The organism is Sandarakinorhabdus sp. AAP62 (genome assembly GCF_000331225.1).
In the GTDB taxonomy this organism is placed as follows: domain Bacteria; phylum Pseudomonadota; class Alphaproteobacteria; order Sphingomonadales; family Sphingomonadaceae; genus Sandarakinorhabdus.
The window spans coordinates 562,030-587,196 of sequence record NZ_ANFY01000003.1 but is presented as its reverse complement, the minus strand read 5'-3'; the positions used below and the strand labels follow the sequence as shown (position 1 = coordinate 587,196).

Below are 25,167 nucleotides of genomic sequence, written 5' to 3'. Positions count from 1 at the left end.
GGAAACAAGCCAAGAGGTCGCCCCCAACCACTTGCCGCCTGCTGCCGGTTCGCAGCAGCTCGGCGCGCGGTTACCCGCTGGCGCGCGCAACACTCACCCCCGCGACGCGCAGGCGTCAGCCGGAGCGCGCAACACTGACCATCGCTGGTCGCAGCAAGCGATCACGGATCGTCCAGCCACTGGCCAGTTCGGCCACCACACTGCCGGCGTCCATGTCACTTTCCACCTCCAGCATCGCCTGATGGCGATTGGGATCAAGCGGTTCGCCGGCGGTGATTTCAATACGGGCTATCCCTTGCCGGCCAAAGATCGCCAGCAATTCGCGCTCCGTCGCCTCGATACCGGCGCGCACATTGTCAAAGCCTTCGGCCGGCAGCGCGGCCACGGCACGGCGCAGATTTTCCGCCACCGCCAGCATGTCGCGGGCAAAGCCAGTGACGGCATATTGGGTGGCTTCGGCCTTGTCGCGCTCCAGCCGGCGGCGGGTGTTTTCCAGATCGGCCAGGGTACGCAGCACGCGATCCTTCAGCTCGGCGATTTCCTGATCCTTGGCAAGCAGCGCTTCGGCCAGATCAATCTCCGGCGTGTCCGGGGTTTCCGGGGCATCGGGCGTTTCGGGATTTTCGGTGTTTTCAGTCGTGTCGGTCATGATACCAGTCTGCTCAGGGTTCGGGCGGTGTAATCCACCATGGGGATGACGCGTGCATAGTTCAACCGCGTCGGCCCGATAACCCCCACAACGCCGATCACCTTGCCATCATTGCCGCGATAGGGGGCCGCAATGACGCTGGAGCCTGACAGCGAGAACAGGCGCGATTCCGCCCCGATGAAGATGCGCGCCGCCTCTGCCTCGCGGGCGCGGTCGAGCAGGCGGATGAGTTCGGCCTTGTCTTCCAGATCGTCGAGCAACTGCCGCACCCGCTCCAGATCCACCGCGTCTTCGACCAGATTGGCCTGACCACGCACGATCAGCACCGGCCGGGCGGCCGCATCGGACGACCAGGCCGCCAGCCCGGCGGCCACCGCCGTCTGCGTCAGCGTGTCCAGCATGGCGCGATCACGGGCGATTTCCAGCTCCATCCGCGCCATCGCTTCGGCCAGGGTAAGCCCGGCCAGCCGCGTGGTGATGTAATTGGCCGCCGCCTCGAGGCTGGCCGGCAGCACGCCCACCGGCAGATCGAGCAGGCGGTTTTCCACGCTGCCATCGGCGCCGACCAGCACCACCAGCGCGCGCGTGGGCGACAGCGGCACGAAACTGATCTGGCGGATAACCAGTTCGCGTGCCGGCACCAGCACCAGCCCGGCGCACTGCGACAGCCCCGACAGGGCAGCGGTGGTGCGGGTCAGCGCTTCTTCCATGGCCACGCCCGGCGCCAGCCCGGCTTCCAGCGCAACGCGTTCGTCCTGCGACGGTTCGGCGGCCTGCATCATGCCATCCACGAACATCCTCAGGCCCAGTTCCGTTGGCAGACGGCCGGCAGAGGTGTGCGGCGCGGCGAGCAGACCGAGTTCCTCCAGATCCTGCATCACGTTGCGGATCGAGGCCGGCGACAGACCCAGCCCACCACCCTTTGACAGCGTGCGGCTGCCCACCGGCGCGCCGGAGGTGAGATAGGCATCGACGATCTGCCGGAAGATCGCCCGCGCCCGGTCGTTCAGATCGGCCAAAGGCGGCGTTTGTTGCATGGCACCAATCTAAGGGTTGGGCCTGCGCGGCGCAATGGGCGCTTCCCTTCCGGGCCAGCACACAATAAGGCGCGGGGCAGCAGCAACAGGAAAGACAATATCATGCGCCCTTCAGGCCGCGCTCCCGATCAGATGCGCTCGATCGAAATGATCCCGGGCTTTTCCGCCCATGCCGAAGGCTCGTGCCTGGTGAAATTCGGCAACACCCATGTGCTGGTGACGGCGAGCGTCGAAGACCGGGTGCCGCCGTGGCTGCGCGGCGGCGGCAAGGGCTGGGTGACGGCCGAATATGGCATGCTGCCGCGCGCCACCCACACCCGCGGCCAACGCGAAGCCGCCAAGGGCAAGCAATCGGGCCGCACCCAGGAAATCCAGCGCCTGATTGGGCGCAGTTTGCGCGCCGTCACCGACCTGGTGGCGCTGGGCGAACGCCAGATCACGCTGGATTGCGACGTGATCCAGGCCGATGGCGGCACCCGCACCGCGGCCATTTCCGGCGCCTGGGTGGCGCTGCGCCTCGCGCTCGACACCATCCACGCGAAAACGCCGCTGGCCGCTGATCCGCTGACCACGCAGGTGGCGGCGATTTCCTGCGGCATCTACAATGGCACGCCGGTGCTTGATCTTGATTATATCGAGGACAGCGCCGCCGGCACCGACGCCAATTTCGTGCTGACCAACAGGGCCGGCATCGTCGAAGTGCAAGGCACAGCCGAAGGGGAGCCCTTCGACGAGGAGGCCCTGCTGCGCCTGCTGCGCCTCGCCCGCATCGGCTGCAATGAGGTGTTTGCGGCCCAGCTGAAGGCCGCCGGTCGGTGAGGCAGTTGTTGCCGGGCCGGCTGGTGCTGGCCACGCACAATCCGGGCAAGGTGGTGGAGCTGGCCGAGTTGCTGGCCCCGCACGGGCTGGATGTGGTGTCGGCCGGCAGCCTGGGCCTGCCCGAACCCGACGAGACGGAAACCAGCTTCATCGGCAACGCCCGGCTGAAGGCGCTGGCCGCCGCGACCGCCAGCGGCCTGCCGGCGATTGCCGACGACAGCGGCCTGTGCGTCGATGGCCTTGACGGGGCGCCCGGCATCTATTCGGCGCGCTGGGCTGGGCCGGGGAAGGATTTTGGCCACGCCATGGCCCGGGTGAACGACGAACTGGGCGAGCGAGCCCGCACCGCCCATTTCATCTGTGCGCTGTGCGTCGCCTGGCCCGATGGCCACACCGAGGTCGTCGAAGGCCGGGTGGACGGCACGCTGGTGTGGCCGCCGCGTGGGACCAATGGTTTCGGCTACGACCCGATGTTCCTGATGGACGGCAAGGCGCAGACCTATGGCGAGATGCCCCGGGCCGAGAAGGAAGCCGACAACCACCGGGCGCGGGCGTTCCGGTTGCTGGACGCGCTGCTGCCGTCGGCCGACTGATGCAGGACAGTCCGGTCGCGCTCTACGTCCACTGGCCGTTCTGCGTCACCAAATGCCCCTATTGCGATTTCAACAGCCACGTCCGCGAGCGGGTGGATCAAGACGCATGGGCCACGGCCCTCCTCACCGATCTCGCCTTTGAAGCCGGCCGCCTGCCCGGCCGCCGGCTGGCCAGCATCTTCTTTGGCGGCGGCACCCCCAGCCTGATGCCACCCGCCACCGTCGCAGCGATCATCGAAGCGGCCTGCCGGCACTGGACTCCGGAGCCCGATCTGGAAATCACGCTGGAAGCCAATCCGTCGAGCGTCGAGGCCGGCCGCTTTGTCGGGTTCGCCGGCGCCGGGGTAAATCGGCTGTCACTCGGCGTGCAGGCCCTTGATGATACGGCGCTGAAGCTGCTCGGCCGCCCGCACGATGTTGCCGCCGCGCTGGCGGCGCTCGATGTGGCGCAGGCGACGTTCGATCGGGTCAGCTTCGATCTCATCTACGACCGGCCAGGCATGACTCGCGAAAGCTGGCAGGCCGAACTGTCCCGCGCACTCGGTTTTGGCACCACGCACTTGTCGCTCTACCAGCTCACCATCGAACCCGGCACGCGCTTTGCCGCCCTCCACGCCCGCGGGCAGTTGGTGATGCCGGATGAAGACACCAGTGCCGACCTGTTCGCCATGACGCAGGCGATCACGGCGGCGGCGGGCATCCCCGCCTATGAAATCTCCAACCATGCCGCACCCGGCATGGAGAGCCGCCACAACCTCACCTATTGGCGCTATGGCGATTATGCCGGCATCGGCCCGGGTGCGCATGGTCGCCGCTTGGCGCAAGCGACGCTGCGGCGCAAGAAGCCGGAGCATTGGCTGGCGGGCGTCACCGAGAGCGGCCACGGCATGGACAGCGAAACTCCACTCAGCGTGGCCGAACGCACCACCGAAGCGTTGGTGATGGGGCTGCGGCTGGCCGAAGGGCTGGACGCGGCGCGCTTTGCCGCGCGCAGCGGCACGGCGCTGGCCGATGCGGTGAAACCCGATGCTGTCGCCCGACTGGTGGCACAGGGCCTGCTGATCAGCGACACGCGCGGCCTGCGCCTGACCGCCGCCGGCTGGCCACTGGCCAATGCCGTGCTGGCCGAGATCGCGCGTTAGCCCCGGCTTTCGCCGGGGTGACGGTCACCTGTTTCAGAATGCGGTGGGGGCCTGCGACACCACGCCGGTGCCCAGTTGGTCCACTTCCAGCGCCCGCTCCGCCACGCCCGATGGGGTAAAGCGGAACGCGCCATCGATGCCGGCAAAGCCATCGCGGGCCAGCAGCGCCGCGCGCGGGAAGGGCTGGCCCAGTGGCCAGCGCGCCGCCAGGCTGCTGGCCAGCAGCACCGCATCATAGCCCAGCGAGGCCAGCCGCGACGGGTTGGTGCCGTGCTTGGCCCGATAGCGCGCGGCGAGGCTGTTGAAGCGCGCATCGGACACGGTGGCATAAAGCGCGCCCTTCAGCGCCGGCACGCGCGCCAGCCCCGGCTCGTTGTTCCACAATTCGGTGCCCAATATCACCACCTGGCCCGGTGCCGCGCCATAGCGGGCCAGCGGCGTGAGGAAACGCGCGGCGGCCGCACCGGAATCGGCGATCATCAGTGCCTGGAACGGCACCGGTGCCAGCGCGCCTGCCACCCGCGCCACCGTGCCATCGGCGCGGATCTGCGGTTTGCCGCTGGCACGCACGCGGGCATCATAATTGGTCACCTGCGCGGCGGCTGCCGCCAGCTTGGTCGGATCGCGGGCATAGGCCACAACGGCGGTCGATCGCCCGCCCGCATCATTCACCGCCTTCACGAACGCCAGCTGCGCGCGCTGGCCATAGGCGCCCTGCGGTACCAGCGCGGCAAAACGCTCCACGCCGCGGCTGCGGGCATAGGAAATCACCCGGGCAATGGCCTGGCCGGGCTGGAAGCCCAACACGAACACATCGCCGCCGGCCGCCCCGGCATCGTTGGAGAAAGACAGGATCGGCACCGGCCGCCCGGCCACGGCCGCCGTCACCGCCGGCACGTCGCTGGCCAGCAGCGGCCCGAGGATCAGCCCGGCACCGGCGGCCATCGCCTTGGCGGCGGCTTCGCCCGCCCCCGGCGCGGTGTCATAGCTGATCAGCTGCACCTGCGGCTTGCCCAGATCGGCCATGGCCAGATTGGCGGCATTGGCGATGGATTCGCCCAGCGCCGCATTGGGTCCGGTGAGCGGCACCAGCAGCGCCACCTTGTTCAATCGGGCTTCGGGCAGCGGCGCCGGCTTGGGCGCCACAACCACCGGCGGCGGCGGCGGCGGCACCACGGGCGCGGCCTTCCTGGGGGTCGAACAGGCCGCGACCAGCACGCCAAGCCCGATCAACCCAGCGCGCAACACTTGCCAGCCGGGCTTAACCCCGCTCTTGATAGCCATGTGACCCAGCACCCTTCCTTCGATCCGGCCAGTTCACCCGCCGAACCACTTGCCGCCGGCCTATACATTGTGGCCACCCCGATCGGCAATCTCATGGATATCACCGCGCGCGCCCTGCTGGTGCTGGCCCGCGCCAGTCTGATCGCCTGTGAAGACACAAGGGTGACCGGCAAGCTGCTCGGCCATTTCGGCATCGTCACCAGGATGCTGCCCTATCATGATCACAATGCCGGCATGATGCGGCCCCGCCTGATTGCGCAGGCGCTGAACGAACCGGTTGCGCTGGTTTCCGATGCCGGCACGCCGCTGATTTCCGATCCCGGCTACAAGCTGGTCGCCGAGGCTCGCGCCGCCGGTGTGAACGTGGTGACGGCGCCCGGGCCATCGGCCGTGATCGCGGCGCTCTCCATTGCCGGCCTGCCCACCGATCGCTTCCTGTTCGCCGGCTTCCTGCCGGCCAGGGAAAAGGCCAAGGCCGACGTGATTGCCGAACTGGCAAACGTGCCGGCAACGCTCGCCTTCTACGAATCCGGCCCGCGCCTGGCAGCCACGCTGACGGCGCTTCGGGCCGGGTTGGGCGACCGGCCGGCCGCGGTGGGGCGCGAACTCACCAAGAAATTCGAGGAGATGATCAGCGGCACGCTGTCGGAACTGGCCGCGCGCTGGGCTGATGCGCCGCCCAAGGGCGAGATTGTCGTGCTGGTCGGCCCGCCGCTGCCGGCGCCGGCCGCCACGGCCGATGAGCTTGATTCGGCTTTGCGCGAAGCGTTGACAAGCCTGCGCGTAAAGGACGCCGCAAGGGCCGTCGCCGATCGGCTCGGCCTGCCCAGGGCGCAGGTCTATGCCCGCGCGCTGGCCCTGAAGGATGCGGCGCGCAATGGTTGAGGCCCGCCGCCACCGCAAGACCAACGAGCGGCGTGCCCGTGAAAGATGGGGCCGCCTGGCCGAACAGATCGCCGCCATCTGGTTGATCGCCAAGGGTTATCGCCTGCTCGGCCGGCGCCTGAAAACGCCTGGCGGCGAAATTGATCTGCTGCTGCGCCGCCGCGATGCGCTGGTGTTTGTGGAGGTAAAGGCGCGGCCCACTCTCGACACCGGCGTGGCGGCGCTGCATCTTGCGCAGGCGCGGCGCTGTCAGGCAGCGGCCCGCTGGCTGGCCACACGGTACGGCTGGCCGGGCGCGGTGCTCCGGCACGATGCCGTCGTGATCACGCCGTGGGCCCTGCCCCGGCACCTCATCGCCATCTGGCGGGAAGAAGACTGATGTTGCTGGCAACGATTGGCCTGATGGATGATGACGATATCGACCTGGTCGAAGCCGGCATCGCGCTGAGTCTGGCCGACAATCCCCGCGCTGATGCCGACAGGCTGCGCCGGCTGGTCACCGACTGGGCGGTGCGCCTGCAACGCGAGGCAGCACCGGCGGTGGCCAAGGCCCGCGCCCTGCACCTGGCCAGCCTGATCAGCGGCGAATCCGGGCTGACCGGCGACACGCGCGATTACGACAACCCCTTGAACGCCGATCTGGTGGCAGTCGCGGCGCGCGGCCTCGGCCTGCCGATCTCGCTGTCCATCCTCTATGTCGCGTTGGCGCGCCGGGTCGGCTGGCGGGCCGATGCGCTCGCCCTGCCGGGCCATGTGCTGGTGGCCGTGCACGGCGGCGGCGAATCGGCGCTGCTCGATCCGTTTGATCATGGCACCAGCGTCAGCCCCGCCCGCGCCGCCGATATCGCGGCCCAGGCCGGCGGCACGCCCCCGGCTGGCGGCTTTCCGGCGATGAGCAACCGCCAGATGCTGGTGCGCATGGTATCGAACCAGGCCAGCCGCGCGCGCCTGAACGGCGACACCAATCGGGCGCTGACCCTGTATGAACGGCTGACCAGCATCGCGCCCGATCAGGCTGGCCTGTGGTGGGAACGCGCCCGGCTCGAACAGCGCGTGGGCCGTTTGCCCGCCGCCCGCGCCAGCCTGACCGCCATGCTGGAAACCACGCACGAGCCGCTGGCCGTTGATCGCATCCGCACCCTGCTGGCAACGCTGGCCAGATCCGACAATTGAAAAGGCACAGGCCATGACCATGCGCATCGCGGTCCAGATGGACCCGATCGAAACCATCAACATCGGCGGCGATTCCACCTTCGCGCTGATGCTGGAAGCCCAGAAGCGCGGCGCCAGCCTGGTGCATTATCTGGCTGGCGACCTGTCGGCGGAAAATGGCCGGGTGCGCGCGAAAGCCCGACCCTTGAAGGTGATGAACCAGCCCGGCGCCCATTATGAATGGCTGGGCGAGCCCCGCACCGTCGACATTGGTGACGAGGCCGATGTGGTGCTGATGCGGCAGGATCCGCCGTTCGACATGGGCTATATCACCGCCACCCACCTCTTGGAGCAGGTGCAGGATCGGGTGCTGGTGGTCAACGATCCGGCCGAAGTGCGCAATGCGCCGGAAAAATTGTTCGTGTTGCGCTTCCCCGATCTGATGCCGCCGACACTGGTGACCAAGAGCCTGGAAGAAGCCATGGACTTTCGCGCCCGCCACGGCGCCATCGTGGTGAAGCCGCTCTATGGCAATGCCGGCACCGCGGTGTTCCTGATCGACAAGACCGACGGCAATCTGCCGGCGCTGGTCGAACTGTTCGGCAGCGTCTGGCGCGAACCGTTCATGGTGCAGGCCTTCCTGCCTTCCGTGGCGGAGGGCGACAAGCGCATCGTGCTGATCGATGGCGAACCGGCTGGCGGCATCAACCGGCTGCCGAAGAAGGGCGAAATCCGTTCCAACCTGGCCGCGGGCGGCAGCGCCCAGCCCACCGAACTGACGGCGCGGGAGCAGGAAATCTGTGCACGACTGGGGCCGGAACTGAAGAAGCGCGGTCTCATCTTTGTCGGCATCGACGTGATCGGCGGCTACCTCACCGAGATCAACGTCACCTCCCCCACCGGCATCCGCGCCATCGACCGGTTCAATGGCACCGACACGCCGGCGCGCATCTGGGATGCGATTCAGGCACGGCTCGACGCCCGCTGTTGACATTTCGATAATTGTCGAATATTTCGATATCTGTCGAAAGGATATCGGATGGATTCGCCGCACGCCATCGCCGCGCTTGCTGCACTGGCCCATGAACGTCGGCTCGCCGTGTTCCGCACGCTGGTCGTGGCCGGTGCGGACGGGCTGGCCGCCGGCCGGCTGGCGCAGGCGCTGGATGTGCCGCCCTCCAGCCTTTCGCATCATCTGGGGCTGCTGGAACAGGCCGGGCTGGTGCAGGTGCGCCGGGCTGGCCGCAGCCTCATCTATGCGGCGGATTTCGCCGCGATGCGGGCACTGATCGGTTTCCTGACCGAAGATTGCTGCCAGGGTCTTGCCCCCGAAGCCGCCTGCACAACCGGAGACTGCATATGAAGCGTTTGCACGTGCACGTGGGCGTGACCGATCTCGCCCAGTCCATTGCCTTCTACACCAATTTGTTCGGCACAGGGCCGACGCTGGTGAAGGAGGATTATGCCAAGTGGATGCTGGACGATCCGCGCGTCAATTTCGCCATCAGCCACGGCCATGCCGCGACCGGCATCGAACATCTCGGCATCCAGGCCGAAACGGCAGACGAACTGGCCGAAGTGACGGCCCGGCTGAACCAGGCCGATGCGCCGGTGCTGGCCGAGGGCGAGACCATCTGCTGCTATGCAAGGTCGGAAAAAAGCTGGACCACCGATCCGCAGGGCGTGGTGTGGGAAGCGTTCCACACCATGGAACAGGCCCGCACCTATGGCAGCAGCCCGATGCTGGACACATTGGCGGCGATGGCGCCGGCCCCTGCCAAGGGTGGCTGCTGCTAGAATCAATTGCGCTTTGATTGTGTCCCGAACCCGCTCATGCCGAGGCACTCGCCTCATTCGGTCGGTGCCTTGGCATCAGCGGTTCAGTCTGGATGCCGGGAAGGCTAGCCTTTCGGCTTGGCCGCCTTGCCCTTGGCTGGCGGGCCGTCCACCTGTTCCCAGCTGCCCAGCCCGCAGCCACCGAATGACACACCGCCCATGGTGAAATCCACCACCTGCACGATGTCACCCCGGCACTGGTTGCCGATCGGGCTGGTGTGCACCAGCGCCCGGCGCGGGCTGAGGCCGGGGCATTCCATCGTGTTGCGCCACCAGGTCCGGTCGCGCAGGCGGACATACCATTTGCGGTCGGGGCCGGCCTGGCTTTGCTGGATGTTGCGGGTCACGAGGCAATCGACCGGTTTGGACGCGGCCGGCGCACGTTCGGCGGCCACCGCCGGAAATGCCGCGACAAGCGCAGCGGCCAGGAATGCGGTTCTGATCATCTGGCCATGATGCCCGTCTGACGCTGTATCATCGCTGAACATGTCACCCTCAAGAAATCACCCTTTGAACACGTCCTTGGCGGCGCGGCGGCGGGCCAATTCGGCAACGCTGCCAGCGCGCACGAAGGGGTTGGTCGCCGCTTCCATGGCCAGGCTGAACGGCACGGTGGGGTCACCGCGTTCGCGCAGCCGGTCCACGGCCTCGGCGCGGCGCCGCAGCGCTTCATTGTCCGGCTCCACCGTCACGGCAAAGCGGGCGTTGGACTGGGTATATTCATGCGCGCAATACACCAGCGTGCGCGGCGGCAGCGCCATGAACTTGGCCAGCGCGCTGTGCATCTGTTCGGCCGTGCCTTCAAACAGCCGGCCGCAGCCCATGGCAAACAGCGTGTCGCCACAGAACAGCGCACCGTCAAAGGCATAGGCATTGTGGCCGGCCGTGTGCGCCGGGCAATCGATCACCCGACCCAGCTGGCTGCCGATCTGCACCGTGTCGCCTTCCACCACGGCGCGGCTGATGTGCGGGATCTTCGCCGCCTCGCCGGCCGGCCCGGTCACTTTCGCACCGGTGGCCGCCACGATATCGGCGTTGCCGCCCACATGATCGGGGTGCCAGTGGGTGTTCAGTATCTGGGTGATCTTCCAGCCGCGGCTGGTGGCGGCTTCCAGCACCGGGCCGGCCACGGCGGGATCGATCACCGCCGTCTCGCCGCTGGCCGCATCATGGGCGAGCCAGACATAATTGTCTGAAAGCACGGGCACGCCGACAATGTCGAGCATCCTACCAGTTCCCCACATTGGGCATCGAGGCCCAGGGCTCGGCCGGAGCCAGCGCTGCACCTGCCTGCAGCAATTCCACCGAAATCCCGTCCGGCGACTTCACAAAGGCCATGCGGCCATCACGCGGCGGCCGGTTGATGGTCACGCCGCCTTCCATCAGCCGCTGGCAACTGGCGTAGATATCATCGACGGCATAAGCGAGATGGCCGAAGTTGCGCCCGCCGCCATAGCCGGCCTCGTCCCAATTGTGGGTGAGTTCGACCTGGGCATCCTCGTCGCCGGGCACCGCCAGGAAGATGAGGGTGAAGCGCCCGGCCTCGTTGTCATAGCGGTGCAGTTCCTTCAGCCCGAGCAGTTCGAAGAAGCGCAGCGTTTCCGCCACATCCGACACGCGGATCATGGTGTGCAGATATTTCATTTCAGCGCGCGTCCTTCAAAGGCTTCGAACAGGGCGACCAGCTTATCCGGCACCGGCGTCGGCCGGCCGCGCGGTTCATCCACGTGCACCTGCACTTCGGTGCCGCTGGCGCGCAGATCCTCGCCATCGCCAACGTGCACTTCAAAGGCGAAGCCGAGCGAGGTGCGGCCAATCTTTTCACAGCGCACGCAAATGGCGATCGCTTCATCGAGCAGCACGGGCGCATGATAGACAACTTCGGCCTTCACCACGTGCAGTTCGGGTGCGCCCTGCAGATTGGGCGCCGGATAGAGGCCAACGGCGCGGAAATATTCGGTAATGCCGATATCGAAATATTCGAGATAGCGGCTGTTGAACACCACGGCCTGCGCGTCGACCTCGGCATAACGGGCGCGGGCGTTCCAGACGAATTTGAAATCAGATCGTGCCATCAGCGTGGTGTAGCAGGCAGCGCCCCGTCCGTCAGTGGTTTTTCCGCCAGTGTCTCCTTGGGAATGGCGGCATTCATGCGGCCCAGCGCGGCAGCCGCCGCCTGCCCGGCTGGCGTATCGGGCCCGTCGGCAGCAGCTGCTTCCCAGGCCTGGCGGGCCAGCGCCAGATCACCCTTGGCCGCTGCGATATTGCCAGCCTCCAGCTCGACATCGGCCGACTCCGGCGCCAGCGCAGCAGCCTTCAGCAGCGCCGCTTCGGCCCCGGCCACATCGCCTTGACGCCGGGCCAGCGTCGCCTTGAGCAGCCACGGCGTGAAAAACTCTGGCGACAGGCTGGTGGCGCGCGACAGATCGGCCATCGCCAGATCGGGCTTGCCCGCTGCCACCTGTGCTTCGGCGCGCAGATTGAGCAGATCGGCTTCGGCGCGCGGGCTCAATTCCGCGCCGCCGGGCCGGGCCAATGCCCGCGTCAGGAAACGCACTGCTTCGCCCGGTTGCTCGGCGATCAGCGCCGCCTCGGCCGCCTGCCGCCACAGCGCAATGGCCTGGCCGTCGCGCGCCGCCTCGCTGGCCTCGCCGGCGGCCGCATAGCTTTTCAGCGCCGCCTCGTGATGGCGGGCGTGCATCTGCGCCACGGCCAGGCAATGGCGCGGGGCGACGCCGCCACCTTCGATGCGCCAGGCATAGGCCATCTGCATGGCCCGCGCCGGATCCTTGCCGGCAATCTCAATGCAGGCGGCATAGCGGGTGGGATCGGATGGCGCGGCCAGCACAGGCACACACAGCAACAGGGACAGCACCAGGGCCTCTGGGGCCAGCGATTTCACAGCAGTTCCTCGATGGTGGCGATCAGCACGGCAATATCAGCCTCGCGGGAAAGCCGATGATCACCATCCTTGATGAGCCGCACCTGAACATCATTGCCCTTCAGCCGCGCTGCAATGTCGAGCGACAGTCGCCACGGCACCGCATCGTCCTGCTGGCCGTGCAGCAGCCGCACCGGCGCGCTGATGCCGATCTGGCCATCGAGCAGCAGATGATCGCGTGCATCATCGATCAGCGCCCGGCTGTAGCGATAGGGTTCGCCATAGTCCGACGGCCGGGTGAAATACCCCTGCTTGTCGAGCTGGCGCCGCTCGGCCTCACCCACTGTCAGCCCCCAAACGGTGAAATCCGGCGCCGCGGCGATGCCCACCAGCCCGGCCAGCCGATCCTTCAGCGCCCGGCCCGCCAGCAGCGCGATCCAGCCGCCCATCGACGAACCGACCAGCAGCAGCTTTCCCGTGGGCCAGACATGGTCGATCACCGCCAGCGCATCCGCCGTCCAGCGCCCGATGCTGCCGTCCAGGAAATCACCGCCGCTCGCCCCGCAGCCGGAATAATCCAGCCGCAACATCGCCTGCCCCCTGGCCCGCGCCCAGTCGCTCAGCGCCTCGGCCTTCGAACCGGTCATGTCGCTCATGTAACCGGGCAGGAACAGCAGCAGCGGGCCGGCGCCGGGCACGAACCGATAGGCCAGGGCCGCACCCTGGTGGTCGAGATGCTGCAGGCTGCTCATGCCAGCCAGGAACGCGGACGCGGATCGGTTCCGGGCCAGCCGATCGCCTTGGCCAGATCGGGCAGCGGCTGCGATCGCACCGCCATGTTGCCGCTGTCACGCACAGCCCACAACCCGGCGGCAATCACGCCCAGCAGGGCAAGCAGGATGATCGCCAGCCGCCGCAGCGGATTGGCCGGCGGCAGCAGCGGCAGATCATGCACCCAACTGCCCGGCGGCGGCACGGTATCGAAACGTATCTGCCAATCCTTGTTGTCGGTGCGGCGCAGGTTCAGCCCGTCATCGCGGCGCACGCGGGCGAGCGGGATGGCACTGATATCGGCCTCGACATTGATCACCAGCCGCTTTTCCAGCGCCGTCACCACCACAGCCTCGCGCCGGCCATCGCCGGTGAGCACACCGGAAAGCGGGCGGTTCTTGGCAGATCGACGGTTAAGCGGGGCGGGCGGGGTTGGCATCAGCTCTACCCTGCCAAGCGGCGGGCGATGCTGCAAGTCAATGCGGCACTGGCGCCGCTCACCAGCCGGCGGCCTGGCCGTCCTTGCGGTGATCGGAACCGGCGCGATAGACTGGTTTGCCGTCCTTGTCGGTCTCGATGCGGATTGCCTGATAGCCGCCCATGGGGCCGCTGCCGGGCGGGCCGACGCGGTGGCCCATCGCCTTCAGATCGGCGCCGACCAGGGCATCGAGCGCCGGCTCCAGCGTCAATCGGTCCGACACCTGGCCGTGGCGGAAGCGCGCCATGTCGGTCGCCATCTGCACATTGGCGCCCAGATCGAGCATGTTGACCAGCACCTGGCCATGGCCCTGCGCCTGCATGTCGCCGCCCATCAGCAGCAACGACAAGAGCGGCGCGCCATCCTTCAGCACGAAACCGGCGGCCAGCGTGTGATAGGGGCGCTTGCCCGGCGCGATGATGTTGGGGCTGGCCGGATCAAGGCTGAACTGCACGCCGCGATTGTGCAGGATCAGGCCAAAATCCTTCACCGTCAGCCCCGATCCCCACGGCGATGAAATGGAGTTGATCATCGCCACCACATTGCCAGCCGCATCGGCGGTGGCCAGCGCCACCGTGTCGCCGGTGCGATCGGCCGGGCCGGGCCGGGTGATGGCGGCGCGCGCCGGATCGACGCGGCTGCACAGCGAAGCGGCATAGGCTTTCGAAGTCAGCCGCTCCACCGGCACCGTGACGAACTTGGGATCGCCGTTCCACGCCGCGAGATCGGCATAGGCCAGTTTCTTGGCCTCGACGAGATAATGCCAGAAGCGCGGGGATCGCGGGCCCAGACTGGCCAGCGTCTGCCCCGGCGACCACACCGGCACACAGGCTTCAAGGATGTTGAGCATTTCCAGCGCGCCCCAGCTTTGCGCGGGCGGCGGCAGTTCATAGACATCATGGCCGCGATAGCGTGTGTGGACCAGATCGACCCACTCCCCCTTGTAGCCGGCCAGATCGGCCGCAATCATGGTGCCGCCCAACGCCTGCGATTTGGCCAGGATCGCGCGGGCAATGTCGCCCTTGTAGAAGCCATCCGGGCCTTGGCTGCGCAACAACGCGAAGGCGCGGGCAAGGCCAGGATTGCGGAATATCTCGCCCACCGCCGGACCCTTGCCGCCGGGCGTCCACACCGCCAGCGTGTCGGGATCATGATCGGTGCAGCAGGCCTTGATCGGCAGCGCGCGCGGCAGCGTCGCCCACTCATCGGCAATGCGCGGGCTCACCGGAAAACCGTCGCGGGCATAAGTTTCCGCATCGGCCAGCACCTCGGCAAAGCCCATGCTGCCAAAACGTTTCAGCGCTGCATCCCAGCCCCACACCGCGCCCGGCACGGTGACCGTGAGGATGCCGCCCGTTGGCATGCCCGAACCCAGCGTCCAGTTCTTCGGGTCCTTGCCATAGCCCAGTTCGGCAAAGCGTTGCGGCGTCGCCCCGGTGGGGGCCGGGCCAGCAGCAGCCAGCGCGTTTAATTTCTTCGACTTGGCATCCCAGACGATCATGAACAGATCGCTGGCAATGCCGGTGCTGAACGGTTCGACCACGCCCAGCACTGCCGCCGTCGCCACCGCCGCATCCACCGCATTGCCGCCGCGGCGCAATATGGCCAGCCCGGCCTGGGTGGCGAGCGGCTGGCTGGAGGTGACCATGCCGTTGCGCGCAATCACTTCGGCCCGGCTTTGCGCCGCCCAGCCTTCGGTGCGCCCGCCGGCCACGGCGGCGCAGGCCGGCTGCGGGCAGCGTGCCTCTTGCGCTGCCGCTGGCCATGCCAGCCCAGCGAGCAGGCCCAATCCGATAATCCGCCGCATCATCTCACTTCACCCCCGCATGGCCGCTTGGATCTCGGCGATACTGCGCGGGATGCCGGCCGACATCCGCTCCGATCCCGTTGCCGTCACCAGATATTGATCCTCGATGCGGATGCCCTGGTTGGCCGAATGGGCGTACAGCCCCGGCTCGATGGTGATCACCGCGCCGGCCGGGATGGGTTTCGATCGGTCGAACGGATCATGCACGTCCAGCCCGACATAATGACCAAGGCCGTGATAGAATTCATCGATGCGGCCGGCTCTGCGGAACACCTCCTTGGCGGCGTCTTCCAGCGCGTCATAGGCCACCCCGGCCTTCAGTTTCGCTTCGGCTGCGGCCTGGGCGGCCAGCACCAGTTCGTAATCCTTGCGCTGGGCGGCGCTGAAGCGGCCATTGGCGGGAAAGGTGCGGGTGACATCGCAGGCATAATGGCCCACCGACGCCGCCGCATCGATCAGCACCAGATCGCCATCGCGGATCGGCCCGGTTTCGGTGATGTAATGCAGCGATGCGGCGTTGCGCCCGGCCGCCACGATGCTGTTGTAGGCAAGGCCGGTGCCGCCGGCATTGGCAAAGCCCTCTTCCAGCACCCGGCGCAACTGGCGTTCGCTCATGCCGGGCTTCACGCTGCGCATCGCCGCAATATGGCCGGCGCGGGTGGCGGCCATTGCCTTGTGCATCAGCTCCAGCTCGCGCGGTTCCTTCACGCTGCGCAGGGCCGTCAACAGGCCCGATTGATCGCGAATGCTGGTGCCCGGCACCCGCGCCGCGATCTTGTGATACAGTTCCAGCGTTTCGGGGATCGGCGCATTGGCCGAAACCACCGGCCCCAGGAAATGCAGTTCCTTGTGGCGGGTGGCCAGCTGCGTCACCAGCCCGCCCAGCCGCGTGCTGCGCTGCACGCGCTGGATGCCGGTGCGCTGCTCGATCAGGGAACCCAGCGGCAGGCGCTCCGCCGTCACCCGCTCCACCTCGACATCGCGCGCGGGCAGGAACAGCCATTCTTTCACCGTCGCCTCAGCCGGCGCCAGTACCAGGATGGCGCCGGGTTCATCCATGATGCCGGTCAGCCAGGCGAAATCGCCGTTCTGCGTGAACGGGGCCAGCAGCGTGTTGTCGGGCGCGTCGAACGCGGTGGCGCCGTGGATCACCGCCAGCCCGCCCTTCAGCTCCGCCATCAGCCGGGCGCGGCGGGCGCGATAAATGTCGGGCGCGAACGGGCTGGTGCCCAATGGCGTGCCATAGCCAGGCCCGGGCAGCAGCTGCGCCCGCGCGCCCGCTGCCAGCGTGACGGCCGCCGCCCCTGCCAGAAACTGCCTGCGCCCAACCATCATCGCAATCGCCCCCAATCTGCTTGGGCGAAAGGCTGGCAGATGATTGCGATGCCGTCTACCGGCTTCAGTCCAAGTATCGGGTGGCGAAAGCGCGGATTTTTGATTAGGCACGGCCCGCCGCCACAGTTTGGCGGCGCCAGCAATTTTCAAAGGCCACCATGTCCGACCTCATCACCCTCACGCTCCCCGATGGCTCGCAGCGCAGTGTCGCGCGCGGCACCACCGGCGCCGACGTGGCGGCGAGCATCGGGCCCGGCCTGGCCAAGGCGGCGCTGGCAGCCAGAGTGGATGGCGAGATCGTCGATCTGTCGCGCCCCATCACCCAGGATGCCGCGCTGGCGCTGGTGACGGTTAAGGACGAAGCCGACGCGCTGGAACTGGCCCGCCACGATTTCGCACACGTGCTGGCCGAAGCTGTGCAGGGCCTGTTTCCCGGCACGCAGATCACCTTTGGCCCGTCAACGGACGATGGCTTCTACTATGATTTCGCCCCCGCCCCTGGCCGCGGCCCGTTCACCGAAGATGACCTGCCGGCCATCGAAGAGGCGATGCGCGCCATCATCCGCGCCGACAAGCCGCTGCGCCGCGAAGTGTGGAGCCGCGCGCAACTGATCAGCCGCTGGAAGCAGCAGGGCGAAAGCTTCAAGGCCGAATGGGCCGCCGAACTGCCGGGCGATGAAGACCTCACTGTCTATTGGTCTGGCGATGACTGGCTCGACATGTGCCGCGGGCCGCATTTGCCCTCCACCGGCAAGCTGGACCCGCAGGCCTTCAAGCTGACGCGGGTTTCGGGGGCCTATTGGCGCGGCGACCAGAAGAACGCCATGCTCAGCCGCATCTATGGCACCGCCTGGCTGAACAAGAAGCAGCTCGACGCCCATCTGCTGCGGCTGGAGGAAGCCGCCAAGCGCGATCACCGCAAGCTGGGCCGCGAGATGGACCTGTTCCACCTGCAGGAAGAAGCCCATGGCAGCGTGTTCTGGCACCCGCGCGGCTTCATCATCTACCGCGAACTGGAAGCCTATATGCGCCGCCGGCTCGATCCGGCCGGATACCAGGAGGTGAAGACCCCGCAGATCATGGACGCGCGCCAGTGGGAGCAATCCGGCCACTGGGGCAAATATCGCGAGAACATGTTCGTCATCCCCGACGAGGTGCCCAACACCGAGGATGAAGGCCCGGTCGTTTCCAACGACGCGCAGTGGATGGCCTTGAAGCCGATGAACTGCCCGGCGCACGTGCTGATCTTCCGCCAGGGCATCAAATCCTACCGCGATCTGCCGCTGCGCATGGCCGAAATGGGCTGCTGCCACCGCAACGAGCCGCACGGCGCCCTGCACGGCCTGATGCGGGTGCGCCAGTTCACGCAGGACGATGGCCATATCTTCTGCCGCCAGGATCAGATCGTCGCCGAAATCGCGGCGTTCTGCGATCTGCTCGACGTGGTCTACAAGGATCTGGGCGGGTTCAGCTATGCCATCAAGCTGGCGCTGCGCCCCGAAAAGCGTTTCGGCAGCGATGCGATGTGGGACTGGTCCGAACAGTCGATGCGCGATGCCGTGAAGGCCACGGGCCGCGACAACGCCGATTGGGGCTGGGAAGAACTGCCCGGCGAAGGCGCCTTCTATGCGCCCAAGCTGGAATTCCACCTGACCGACGCCATCGGCCGCACCTGGCAGGTCGGCACCATCCAGACCGATACGGTGCTGCCGGAACGGCTCGACGCGTCCTACGTGGGCGAAGACGGCAACCGTCACCGGCCAGTGATGCTGCACCGGGCGATCCTGGGCAGCTATGAACGCTTCATCGGCATATTGATCGAGCATTTCGCCGGCTGGTTCCCCACCTGGCTGGCGCCGTGCCAGGCCGTGGTGGCGACCATCGTTTCGGATGCGGATGACTATGCCGCCACCGTGGCCGACACGCTGCGCAAGGCCGGCATCCGGGTCGAAACCGATCTGCGCAACGAGAAGATCAACCTGAAGGTGCGTGAGCACAGCCTGCAGAAGGCGCCCTACATGCTGGTGCTGGGCCGGCGTGAGGCGGAAGAAGGCACGGTGGCATTGCGCAACCTGAAGGGCGGCGAGCAGAAAGTGATGCCGCTGGCCGAGGCCGTGGCGCTGATTGCCGCCGACGCGCTGCCGCCCGATCTGAAGTGACCCTCACCTCTCCCCGCCGGGGAGAGGTCGAGAGACGAGCGAAGCGAGGCCCGGGAGAGGGGTGGCGCACCCGGCAACGGTTTTCCATCCCGATCCGACCCCTCTCCCGCCGCGCTGCGCGCGAGTCGACCTCTCCCCGGCGGGGAGAGGTGATTTCCCCTGCGCCAATTGGGCCATTGGCGTTGGCGGGCAGCAGGGGATATGGGAGCGTTCAGCCGTAGTGGCTTGAAATGGGGAGACCGATGATGATGCGTGCCGTTTTTGCTGCCGTTCTGGCCACTGCCGTGATCCTGCCGAGCGCCGCGTTTGCCGGCCCGATCGAGGATCGCAAGGCGATCATGAAGGGCAATGGCCGCGACACCAAGATGGCCGCCGACATGCTGAAGGGCGCCGTGCCGTTCGATGCTGCTGCTGCCAACAAGATCCTTGCCAACTATGCCGCCGCCGCCAAGGCCTTCCCGGCGCATTTCCCGGCCAACAGCAAGACGGGCGGCGAGACCGAGGCTTCCTCGGCGATCTGGGCAATGCCGGCCGACTGGAAGATCGCCACCGACAAGTTCCAGAAGGACACGGTGGCAGCCGTTGCCCTGAAGCCCGGCGACGCTGCCAGCTTTGGCAAGGCGTTCGGCATGGTCACCGCCAACTGCAAGAGCTGCCACGAAGGCTTCCGCATCAAGAAGGGTTGAGATGCGGCTGTTGGCGGGTCTGGCCGGGCTGGCTGCCGTTGCTGCGGCGGCCGGCTGGCTGTTGACCGCGCCGGTTCGGCTTGATGAAAATGCCGTCGCTCAAGGCCCGGGCGATGCGCTGCGTGGCGCGCGCATCTTTCATGTTGGCGGGTGCGCCTCCTGCCACGCGGCCAAGGGCGCCAAGGGTGATGACCGGCTGAAACTGGGCGGCGGCGCGGTGCTGGCAACGCCGTTCGGCGATTTCCAGCCGCCCAATATCTCGCCGGGGGCCGATGGCATCGGCGGCTGGAGCCTGGCTGATTTCGACAATGCCATGCGCCGCGGCGTCAGCCCGGATGGCCGGCATTATTATCCGGCCTTCCCCTACACCAGCTATGCCCGGATGACGCCCGGCGACATTGCCGACCTGTTCGCCTTTCTGAAGACGCTGCCCGCCGTGGCCGGCCAGCCGGCACCGGGCGCCATCGCCTTTCCGTACAATATCCGGCGCGGCATCGGCCTGTGGAAGCATCTCTATCTCGATGCGGCGCCGGTGGTGACGCTGCCGGCCAGCGCGCCCGCCGCGGCCCGCGCCGGCCAGTATCTGGTGGAAGGCCCCGGCCACTGCAGCGAATGCCACACGCCGCGCGATGGCTTTGGCGGGCCTGATCGCGCCCGCTGGCTGCACGGTGGCCCCGATGCGGAAGGGAAAGGCAAGGTGCCCGGCCTCACGCCGACCCAGCTGAAATGGAGTGCGTCCGAGATCGCCGACTATCTGAAAACCGGCTTCACGCCCGATTATGACAGTGTGGGCGGCTCGATGGTGGAGGTACAGGCCAACATGGCCGAACTGTCCGATCAGGATCGCGCCGCCATCGCCGCCTATCTGATGGCCGTGACACCATGACATGCTGACAAATTTGGTCGCTGCTCAAATTAACGCGCAACTGCCCTTGGCCAGCGGCTGTCTTGTCTCTATATGGCACCTCTGAGAGGGCGTTGGCGCGTCTGCGGGCGCACCATATTGAAGGAATGAAGTGAATGCAGACGTCTGGCCCGGGGGTTCCCTGCCGTCGCCCGTCCCGCCCGCTGGTCGCCGCCCTGCTGGGCGCGTCGCTGCTCGGCCTGTCGCCGGTATCGGCCGAAACGCTGCAGGGGGCGCTGGCCAAGGCCTATCAGACCAACCCGACGCTGAACGCCGCCCGCGCCAACCAGATGGCGACCGATGAGAATGTGCCGATCCAGCGCGCCGCCGGCCTGCCGTCGGCCCAGATCAATTCCACCTTCAACGAAAACGTGCTGATCCCCGGCGGCCAGTTCATCATCATCCCGCGATCCATGCAGACCCAGGGCCAGCTCACCGTGCCGATCTATCAGGGCGGTCTGGTGAAGAACGGCATCAAGGCCGCCGATGCCCGTGTTGCCGCCGGCGAGGAAACGCTGCGCGCGACCGAAGCCAGCGTGTTCAGCCAGGTCGTCGCCGCCTACAATGATGTGCTGCGCGATACCCAGATCGTCGAACTCAACCGCAACAACGTGAAGAATCTGGAAGTGAACCTGCGTGCCACGCAGGATCGGTTTGAAGTGGGTGATCTGACCCGTACCGACGTCGCCCAATCGGAAGCGCGCCTGAGCCAGGCCAAGGCCGATCTGCGCAACGCCGAGGCCAATCTGATCGGTTCCAAGGAACGCTATATCCAGCAGGTGGGTGATGTGCCGGCCGATCTGTCGTCGCCGCCGCCGCTGCCGGGCCTGCCCGCCGATGTGGCCGAGGCGGTGGAAATTGCCATCAAGGAAAATCCCGATATCGCCGCTGCGACCAGGAACAGCGAAGCGTCTGGTTTTGACGTGAAGGCCGCCCGCGCAGGACGGCTGCCGACATTGAGCGGCTTTGGCACCGTCAACCGCAACGACAATTTCGGCGGCGCCATCGTGCCGCCCGGCTTCCCGGCGCAGCCATCATCGCAAACATCTGCCGTGATCGGCGGGCGTCTGGCGCTGCCGCTTTACCAGGGCGGCCGGCCTTCGGCGCAGATCCGCCAGAGCCAGGCGCGCCGCACCGCCGCGATGGAAAACCAGATCGGCACCGAACGCGCCGTGATCCAGCAGGTGCGTGCCGCCTTCGCCAGCTGGCGCGCCAGCCTTGATGTGATCAAGTCCGCCGAAGCCGCAATTGCCGCCAACAGCCTCTCCCTTGAAGGCGTGCGCGCCGAAAATGGCGTCGGCAACCGCACCATCATCGAAGTGCTGAATGCCGAACAGGAACTGATCAACAGCCGCGTGCAGCTCGCCACGGCACGACGCAATGCCTATGTTGCCGGCTTCACCCTGCTTGCTGCCATGGGCAATGCCGAAGCGCGCGATCTCGATCTGCAGGGCATCACGCTCTACAATCCCAAGGACAATTATCGCCGAGCCAAGGGCCAGTTCCTCGATTGGACCGGCCGCGATGCGCCGATGATCCGCTCCACCCGCACGGTGACGACACCGGCGCAGGAAGCGGCCCTCACCGTGGGCGATCAGGACACGTCGGCAGCCGCGCCGCAGTAAGCGCCGGGCCTTACGGGGCCAGCCGCGGCTTCAGCCAATCCACCCAGCGCCGCCACACGTCACGGCCACGGATCGGATCGGCCGGGCTGTGGCCCGGCACCGGAAAGGCGACGAACTTCACCTCCACCTTGTTGTCCGACAGGGCGCGATACAGTTTGTAGGCCTGCGGGATCGTCACCCGCCAGTCGCCGACATCGGCCATGATCAGCGTCGGCGCCCGCGCCTTCCACGCCTGGAAGATCGGCGACTGGCGGCTGTAGCTGGCCATATTGTCGCCCACGAACGGGGACGGGCCATATTGTGCGGCGCGCTGCCGGTTGCTGTCGGCGGTGGAATATTGATCGAGGATATCGGTGACGGGTGCGCCGGCCACCGCGGCCTTCCACGCCTGCGGATAGGCGCCGATCAGCCAGCTGGTCATCATCCCACCGTACGACCAGCCGGTCACGGCCATGCGCGTCTCATCGATCAGGCCGCGCCGTTTCAGTTCGGCAACGCCGGCCATGATATCGCGGCCTGGCCCGGCGGTGGCATCGCGAATGATCGCCTGCTGGAACCTGTAACCCCGATTGTTGCTGCCGCGATAATTGGGTTCCAGCACGATCCAGCCCTGCGCCGCGAGGATCTGCGACGAGGTGGTGAACGTGTGCTTCGACGCCGACACGGGCCCGCCGTGGATATAGAGCACCAGCGGCCGCTTCTCGCCGGGCTTGTAGTCAGGCGGATAGGTGATGACGCCATCGGCGGTATAGCCTTCGCTTTTCCACGTCAGCGTTTCCTGGCGGCCCAGCGTCATGCCATCGGTGGCCGTCTGCAGATTGGTCAGCGCTGCCGGTTTGTCACCGGGGGCGGGCAGCACGAACAATTCGGGCGGACGGGTGGGCGACGACGCCGTGAACGCGATCGCCCCGGTGCTGCCGATATCCACACTGGCCGGATCAAGATCGCCCAGATCCAGCCTTGTCGCCTTGCCGTCCCGGGCCAGCCACAGGCCGGACCGGGTGCCATCGGTACCGCTCAGCAGCACGGTCTGGCTGTCAGCCAGCCAGCCGACAAGCTCCACCGCGACATCCAGATTCGGCGCGGCATCGCGCGGCGGGCCGCCGGCGACGGGCGCAATCATCACCCGCGACTGGTGTGCCGGCACGCCATCGCGCGCCGTGCCATAGGCAAGGCTGCGGCCATCGGGCGACAGCACCGGCACGCGCACGCTGGTTGGTGTGGGCAGCAGCGGCTGTACGCTGCCGGTCGCCACCTCCACCCGGATCAGGCGGCTGCTGTCGGCATCGCCAGTGGCCGGCGTATCGGCCTGCACCGTGATGATGGCGGTGCCATCGGGCGTCCAGTTCAGCTGCGAAGGCGCGCCGGTGGGCGGCAGACCCAGCGGCAGCGATCGCGGCCCACTGGTCAGCCGCCGCGTGGCACCGTCAGCCACGGCGACCGTCCAGATATGGATGGGCTTGCGCGCTGCCCGGTCGAGGTAGCTGTGATTGCCCACTTCGAACGCGTCTTCAAAACGGGCTTCGCCGAATTTTTCCGGTTCCTCATCGGCGGCCGCGAAGGCCAGTGCCGCGCCATCGGGGCGCCAGGCGAGATGGGTCACACCGGTCTTGGCTGCCGTCAACACCCGCGCATCACCGCCGTCCATCGACAGGATATGCACTTGCGCCTTGCCGCCGGCATCCTGGGCCAGAAAGGCGATGCTGCGGCCATCGGGCGACCAGCGCGCGCTGCTCACGCCCTGGCGGCCCTGGGTCAGCACGCGGCTGGCCTTGGTGGCGACATCGATCAGCGTCAGTTCGCCTTCCCAGCGATTATCCTTCAGATTGGCGCGGGCAATCACGCTCAGCACCGCCTTGCCATCGGGCGACAATTGCGGATCGCCGATGCGCACCAGCCTGGGCAGATCGTCGGCTGAAAAACGCCGCTCCTGCGCCAGGGACGGGATGGCCATTGCCAACGCCATTGCCACCATCGCGCCCCGGGTGATCGTGCGCCGCTTCTCCGTCAACATGTTCATGTCCAGCCCCCGAAATGCGCGTCTTGCTGCATTTTCGGGCCAAGCCTACCAGCCAGCCCCGGCTTGCACAATGTGGCCGCCCCGCCGCCGCTGGCCATGTGACACGCAAGTGCATGCTGGTGCTGCAAGCACCGGATTCCCCCGGTCCAGACGGAATATCTCAGGCCACCGGCACGGTGCGCAGCTGCCGGCTCAGCCGGCCCGAACAAGCGTGCCCGCACCCTTGCGCGTGAAGATCTCCAGCAGCAATGCGTGCGGCACCCGGCCATCCAGGATGACGGCGGCATCCACGCCGGCGGCCACCGCGTCAACGCAGGTTTCCAACTTTGGGATCATGCCGCCGGTGATGGTGCCATCGGCGATCAGTCCGGCGATGGCTGCCGGGGTGAGATCGGTCATCAGCGTGCCATCCTTGCCCAGCACACCGGCCACATCGGTCAGCAGGAACAGGCGGGCGGCGTTCAGCGCGCCGGCAATGGCGCCGGCCATCGTATCGGCGTTGATATTGTAGGTGTGGCCATCGGCACCCACTGCCACCGGCGCGATCACCGGCACGATGCCGGCGGCGGTCAGCGTGTCGATGATGCTGCGGTCAACGCTGGCCGGCTCACCCACGAAGCCCAGATCGACCACCTGCTCGATCAGGCTATCCGGATCCTTGGTGGTGCGTTCCACCTTGGTGGCGGTCACCAGGCGCGCGTCCTTGCCGCTGATGCCCACCGCCTTGCCGCCAGCCTGGGCGATATGGGCGACGATTTCCTTGTTGATGCTGCCGGCCAGCACCATTTCCGCCACTTCCGCCGTGGCGGCATCGGTCACGCGCAGGCCATCGACAAAGCGGCTTTCGATGCCCAGCCGTTTCAGCAGCGAACCGATCTGCGGCCCGCCGCCGTGCACCACCACGGGATTGATGCCCACCGCCTTCAGCAGCACGATATCCTCGGCAAAATCGCGCGCCCGTTCGGCATCGCCCATGGCGTGGCCACCATATTTCACCACGAAGGTCTTGCCGGCATAGCGCTGCAGATAGGGCAGTGCCTCGATCAGCGTTTCCGTCTTGGCCAGCATGTCGGGGTGGGGGGCGTGTGCGCTCATGAAATCCGC

The 25,167-nt window shown here is 67.1% G+C and carries 27 protein-coding genes; 13 read left to right on the top strand and 14 right to left on the bottom strand.

Annotated elements, in window-relative coordinates; translation table 11 throughout:
- Positions 1–115 precede the first annotated feature (115 nt).
- Entirely contained in the window at positions 116–649 is a 534-nt protein-coding gene (grpE, locus tag D619_RS0103185; RefSeq protein WP_017667120.1) for a nucleotide exchange factor GrpE, read from the bottom strand.
- A complete protein-coding gene (hrcA, locus tag D619_RS0103180) occupies positions 646–1,686 on the bottom strand; it encodes a heat-inducible transcriptional repressor HrcA (protein ID WP_017667119.1) in 1,041 nt (346 codons plus the stop codon). The genes grpE and hrcA overlap by 4 nt, the downstream gene beginning before the upstream one ends.
- 102 nt (positions 1,687–1,788) lie before the next feature.
- On the opposite strand from hrcA, the gene rph reads away from it, so the two are divergent.
- Genes rph through hemW form a run of 3 tightly spaced genes read left to right on the top strand, consistent with a single transcriptional unit; the run spans position 1,789 to position 4,240 of the window.
- Positions 1,789–2,505 (top strand): ribonuclease PH, encoded by a 717-nt coding sequence (gene rph / locus D619_RS0103175; protein WP_026090656.1) that lies wholly within the window; start codon positions 1,789–1,791, stop codon positions 2,503–2,505.
- Complete coding sequence (rdgB, locus tag D619_RS0103170; protein WP_026090655.1) at positions 2,502–3,098, top strand: RdgB/HAM1 family non-canonical purine NTP pyrophosphatase; 597 nt, start codon at positions 2,502–2,504, stop codon at positions 3,096–3,098. The genes rph and rdgB overlap by 4 nt, the downstream gene beginning before the upstream one ends.
- Positions 3,098–4,240 carry a radical SAM family heme chaperone HemW gene (gene hemW, locus D619_RS0103165; RefSeq protein ID WP_017667116.1) on the top strand — a complete coding sequence of 381 codons (1,143 nt, stop codon included), beginning with the start codon at positions 3,098–3,100 and terminating at the stop codon, positions 4,238–4,240. Before rdgB ends, hemW begins: the two co-directional genes overlap by 1 nt.
- A 33-nt stretch (positions 4,241–4,273) precedes the next feature.
- On the opposite strand, the gene D619_RS0103160 is transcribed toward hemW, so the two are convergent.
- Complete coding sequence (locus D619_RS0103160) at positions 4,274–5,524, bottom strand: penicillin-binding protein activator (RefSeq protein ID WP_026090654.1); 1,251 nt, start codon at positions 5,522–5,524, stop codon at positions 4,274–4,276.
- Positions 5,525–5,593: 69 nt separating this feature from the next.
- Here D619_RS0103160 and rsmI point away from each other — a divergent pair, with 69 nt between their 5' ends.
- From rsmI to D619_RS0103130, 6 genes are read left to right on the top strand one after another with little or no spacing between them, the layout of a single operon-like run.
- Positions 5,594–6,409 carry a 16S rRNA (cytidine(1402)-2'-O)-methyltransferase gene (gene rsmI / locus D619_RS0103155; RefSeq protein WP_279379369.1) on the top strand — a complete coding sequence of 272 codons (816 nt, stop codon included), beginning with the start codon at positions 5,594–5,596 and terminating at the stop codon, positions 6,407–6,409.
- Positions 6,402–6,788 (top strand): YraN family protein, encoded by a 387-nt coding sequence (locus D619_RS0103150; RefSeq protein ID WP_017667113.1) that lies wholly within the window; start codon positions 6,402–6,404, stop codon positions 6,786–6,788. Before rsmI ends, D619_RS0103150 begins: the two co-directional genes overlap by 8 nt.
- Positions 6,788–7,582, top strand: a complete 795-nt coding sequence (locus tag D619_RS0103145) for a tetratricopeptide repeat protein (protein ID WP_017667112.1) — start codon at positions 6,788–6,790, stop codon at positions 7,580–7,582. Before D619_RS0103150 ends, D619_RS0103145 begins: the two co-directional genes overlap by 1 nt.
- Positions 7,583–7,595: 13 nt before the next feature.
- Positions 7,596–8,552, top strand: coding sequence for a glutathione synthase (gene gshB / locus D619_RS0103140; RefSeq protein WP_017667111.1), 957 nt, complete (start codon positions 7,596–7,598; stop codon positions 8,550–8,552).
- Between the two features lie 48 nt (positions 8,553–8,600).
- Positions 8,601–8,924 carry a metalloregulator ArsR/SmtB family transcription factor gene (locus D619_RS0103135; RefSeq protein WP_017667110.1) on the top strand — a complete coding sequence of 108 codons (324 nt, stop codon included), beginning with the start codon at positions 8,601–8,603 and terminating at the stop codon, positions 8,922–8,924.
- Positions 8,921–9,358, top strand: a complete 438-nt coding sequence (locus D619_RS0103130) for an ArsI/CadI family heavy metal resistance metalloenzyme (RefSeq protein WP_017667109.1) — start codon at positions 8,921–8,923, stop codon at positions 9,356–9,358. Before D619_RS0103135 ends, D619_RS0103130 begins: the two co-directional genes overlap by 4 nt.
- A 104-nt stretch (positions 9,359–9,462) precedes the next feature.
- On the opposite strand, the gene D619_RS0103125 is transcribed toward D619_RS0103130, so the two are convergent.
- The 9 genes from D619_RS0103125 to D619_RS0103085 are packed head-to-tail and all read right to left on the bottom strand — an operon-like array spanning position 9,463 to position 16,669.
- Complete coding sequence (locus tag D619_RS0103125; protein WP_152417253.1) at positions 9,463–9,843, bottom strand: hypothetical protein; 381 nt, start codon at positions 9,841–9,843, stop codon at positions 9,463–9,465.
- Positions 9,844–9,900: 57 nt separating this feature from the next.
- Entirely contained in the window at positions 9,901–10,623 is a 723-nt protein-coding gene (gene gloB, locus D619_RS0103120) for a hydroxyacylglutathione hydrolase (RefSeq protein WP_017667107.1), read from the bottom strand.
- A gap of 1 nt (position 10,624) precedes the next feature.
- Positions 10,625–11,041 carry a VOC family protein gene (locus D619_RS0103115; RefSeq protein ID WP_017667106.1) on the bottom strand — a complete coding sequence of 139 codons (417 nt, stop codon included), beginning with the start codon at positions 11,039–11,041 and terminating at the stop codon, positions 10,625–10,627.
- Positions 11,038–11,472: a thioesterase family protein gene (locus D619_RS0103110; protein WP_017667105.1), complete on the bottom strand. Its 435-nt coding sequence runs from the start codon at positions 11,470–11,472 to the stop codon at positions 11,038–11,040. Before D619_RS0103110 ends, D619_RS0103115 begins: the two co-directional genes overlap by 4 nt.
- Entirely contained in the window at positions 11,472–12,299 is an 828-nt protein-coding gene (locus tag D619_RS15425) for a hypothetical protein (protein ID WP_017667104.1), read from the bottom strand. The genes D619_RS0103110 and D619_RS15425 overlap by 1 nt, the downstream gene beginning before the upstream one ends.
- Entirely contained in the window at positions 12,296–13,030 is a 735-nt protein-coding gene (locus D619_RS0103100; RefSeq protein ID WP_017667103.1) for an alpha/beta hydrolase, read from the bottom strand. The genes D619_RS15425 and D619_RS0103100 overlap by 4 nt, the downstream gene beginning before the upstream one ends.
- Positions 13,027–13,488 (bottom strand): hypothetical protein, encoded by a 462-nt coding sequence (locus D619_RS0103095; RefSeq protein ID WP_152417252.1) that lies wholly within the window; start codon positions 13,486–13,488, stop codon positions 13,027–13,029. The genes D619_RS0103100 and D619_RS0103095 overlap by 4 nt, the downstream gene beginning before the upstream one ends.
- A gap of 58 nt (positions 13,489–13,546) precedes the next feature.
- Entirely contained in the window at positions 13,547–15,337 is a 1,791-nt protein-coding gene (locus D619_RS15420) for a gamma-glutamyltransferase family protein (protein ID WP_017667101.1), read from the bottom strand.
- 6 nt (positions 15,338–15,343) lie between these two features.
- Positions 15,344–16,669 carry a Xaa-Pro peptidase family protein gene (locus D619_RS0103085; RefSeq protein ID WP_017667100.1) on the bottom strand — a complete coding sequence of 442 codons (1,326 nt, stop codon included), beginning with the start codon at positions 16,667–16,669 and terminating at the stop codon, positions 15,344–15,346.
- A gap of 158 nt (positions 16,670–16,827) precedes the next feature.
- Here D619_RS0103085 and thrS point away from each other — a divergent pair, with 158 nt between their 5' ends.
- The 4 genes from thrS (at position 16,828) to D619_RS0103065 (ending at position 22,043) form a co-directional block, all read left to right on the top strand.
- Entirely contained in the window at positions 16,828–18,828 is a 2,001-nt protein-coding gene (gene thrS / locus D619_RS0103080; RefSeq protein ID WP_017667099.1) for a threonine--tRNA ligase, read from the top strand.
- Between the two features lie 245 nt (positions 18,829–19,073).
- The gene (locus D619_RS0103075) at positions 19,074–19,514 is read left to right on the top strand and encodes a cytochrome c (protein WP_193743242.1); all 441 of its coding nucleotides are present in this window, start codon (positions 19,074–19,076) and stop codon (positions 19,512–19,514) included.
- Position 19,515: 1 nt separating this feature from the next.
- Entirely contained in the window at positions 19,516–20,400 is an 885-nt protein-coding gene (locus D619_RS0103070) for a cytochrome c (RefSeq protein WP_017667097.1), read from the top strand.
- Between the two features lie 134 nt (positions 20,401–20,534).
- Positions 20,535–22,043, top strand: coding sequence for a TolC family outer membrane protein (locus D619_RS0103065; protein ID WP_017667096.1), 1,509 nt, complete (start codon positions 20,535–20,537; stop codon positions 22,041–22,043).
- Positions 22,044–22,053: 10 nt separating this feature from the next.
- Here D619_RS0103065 and D619_RS0103060 read toward each other — a convergent pair whose 3' ends face one another.
- On the bottom strand, positions 22,054–24,063 hold the full coding sequence (locus D619_RS0103060; RefSeq protein WP_017667095.1) for a S9 family peptidase: 2,010 nt from the start codon (positions 24,061–24,063) through the stop codon (positions 22,054–22,056).
- Between the two features lie 192 nt (positions 24,064–24,255).
- Positions 24,256–25,158 (bottom strand): acetylglutamate kinase, encoded by a 903-nt coding sequence (argB, locus tag D619_RS0103055; protein ID WP_026090649.1) that lies wholly within the window; start codon positions 25,156–25,158, stop codon positions 24,256–24,258.
- Positions 25,159–25,167 lie beyond the last annotated feature (9 nt).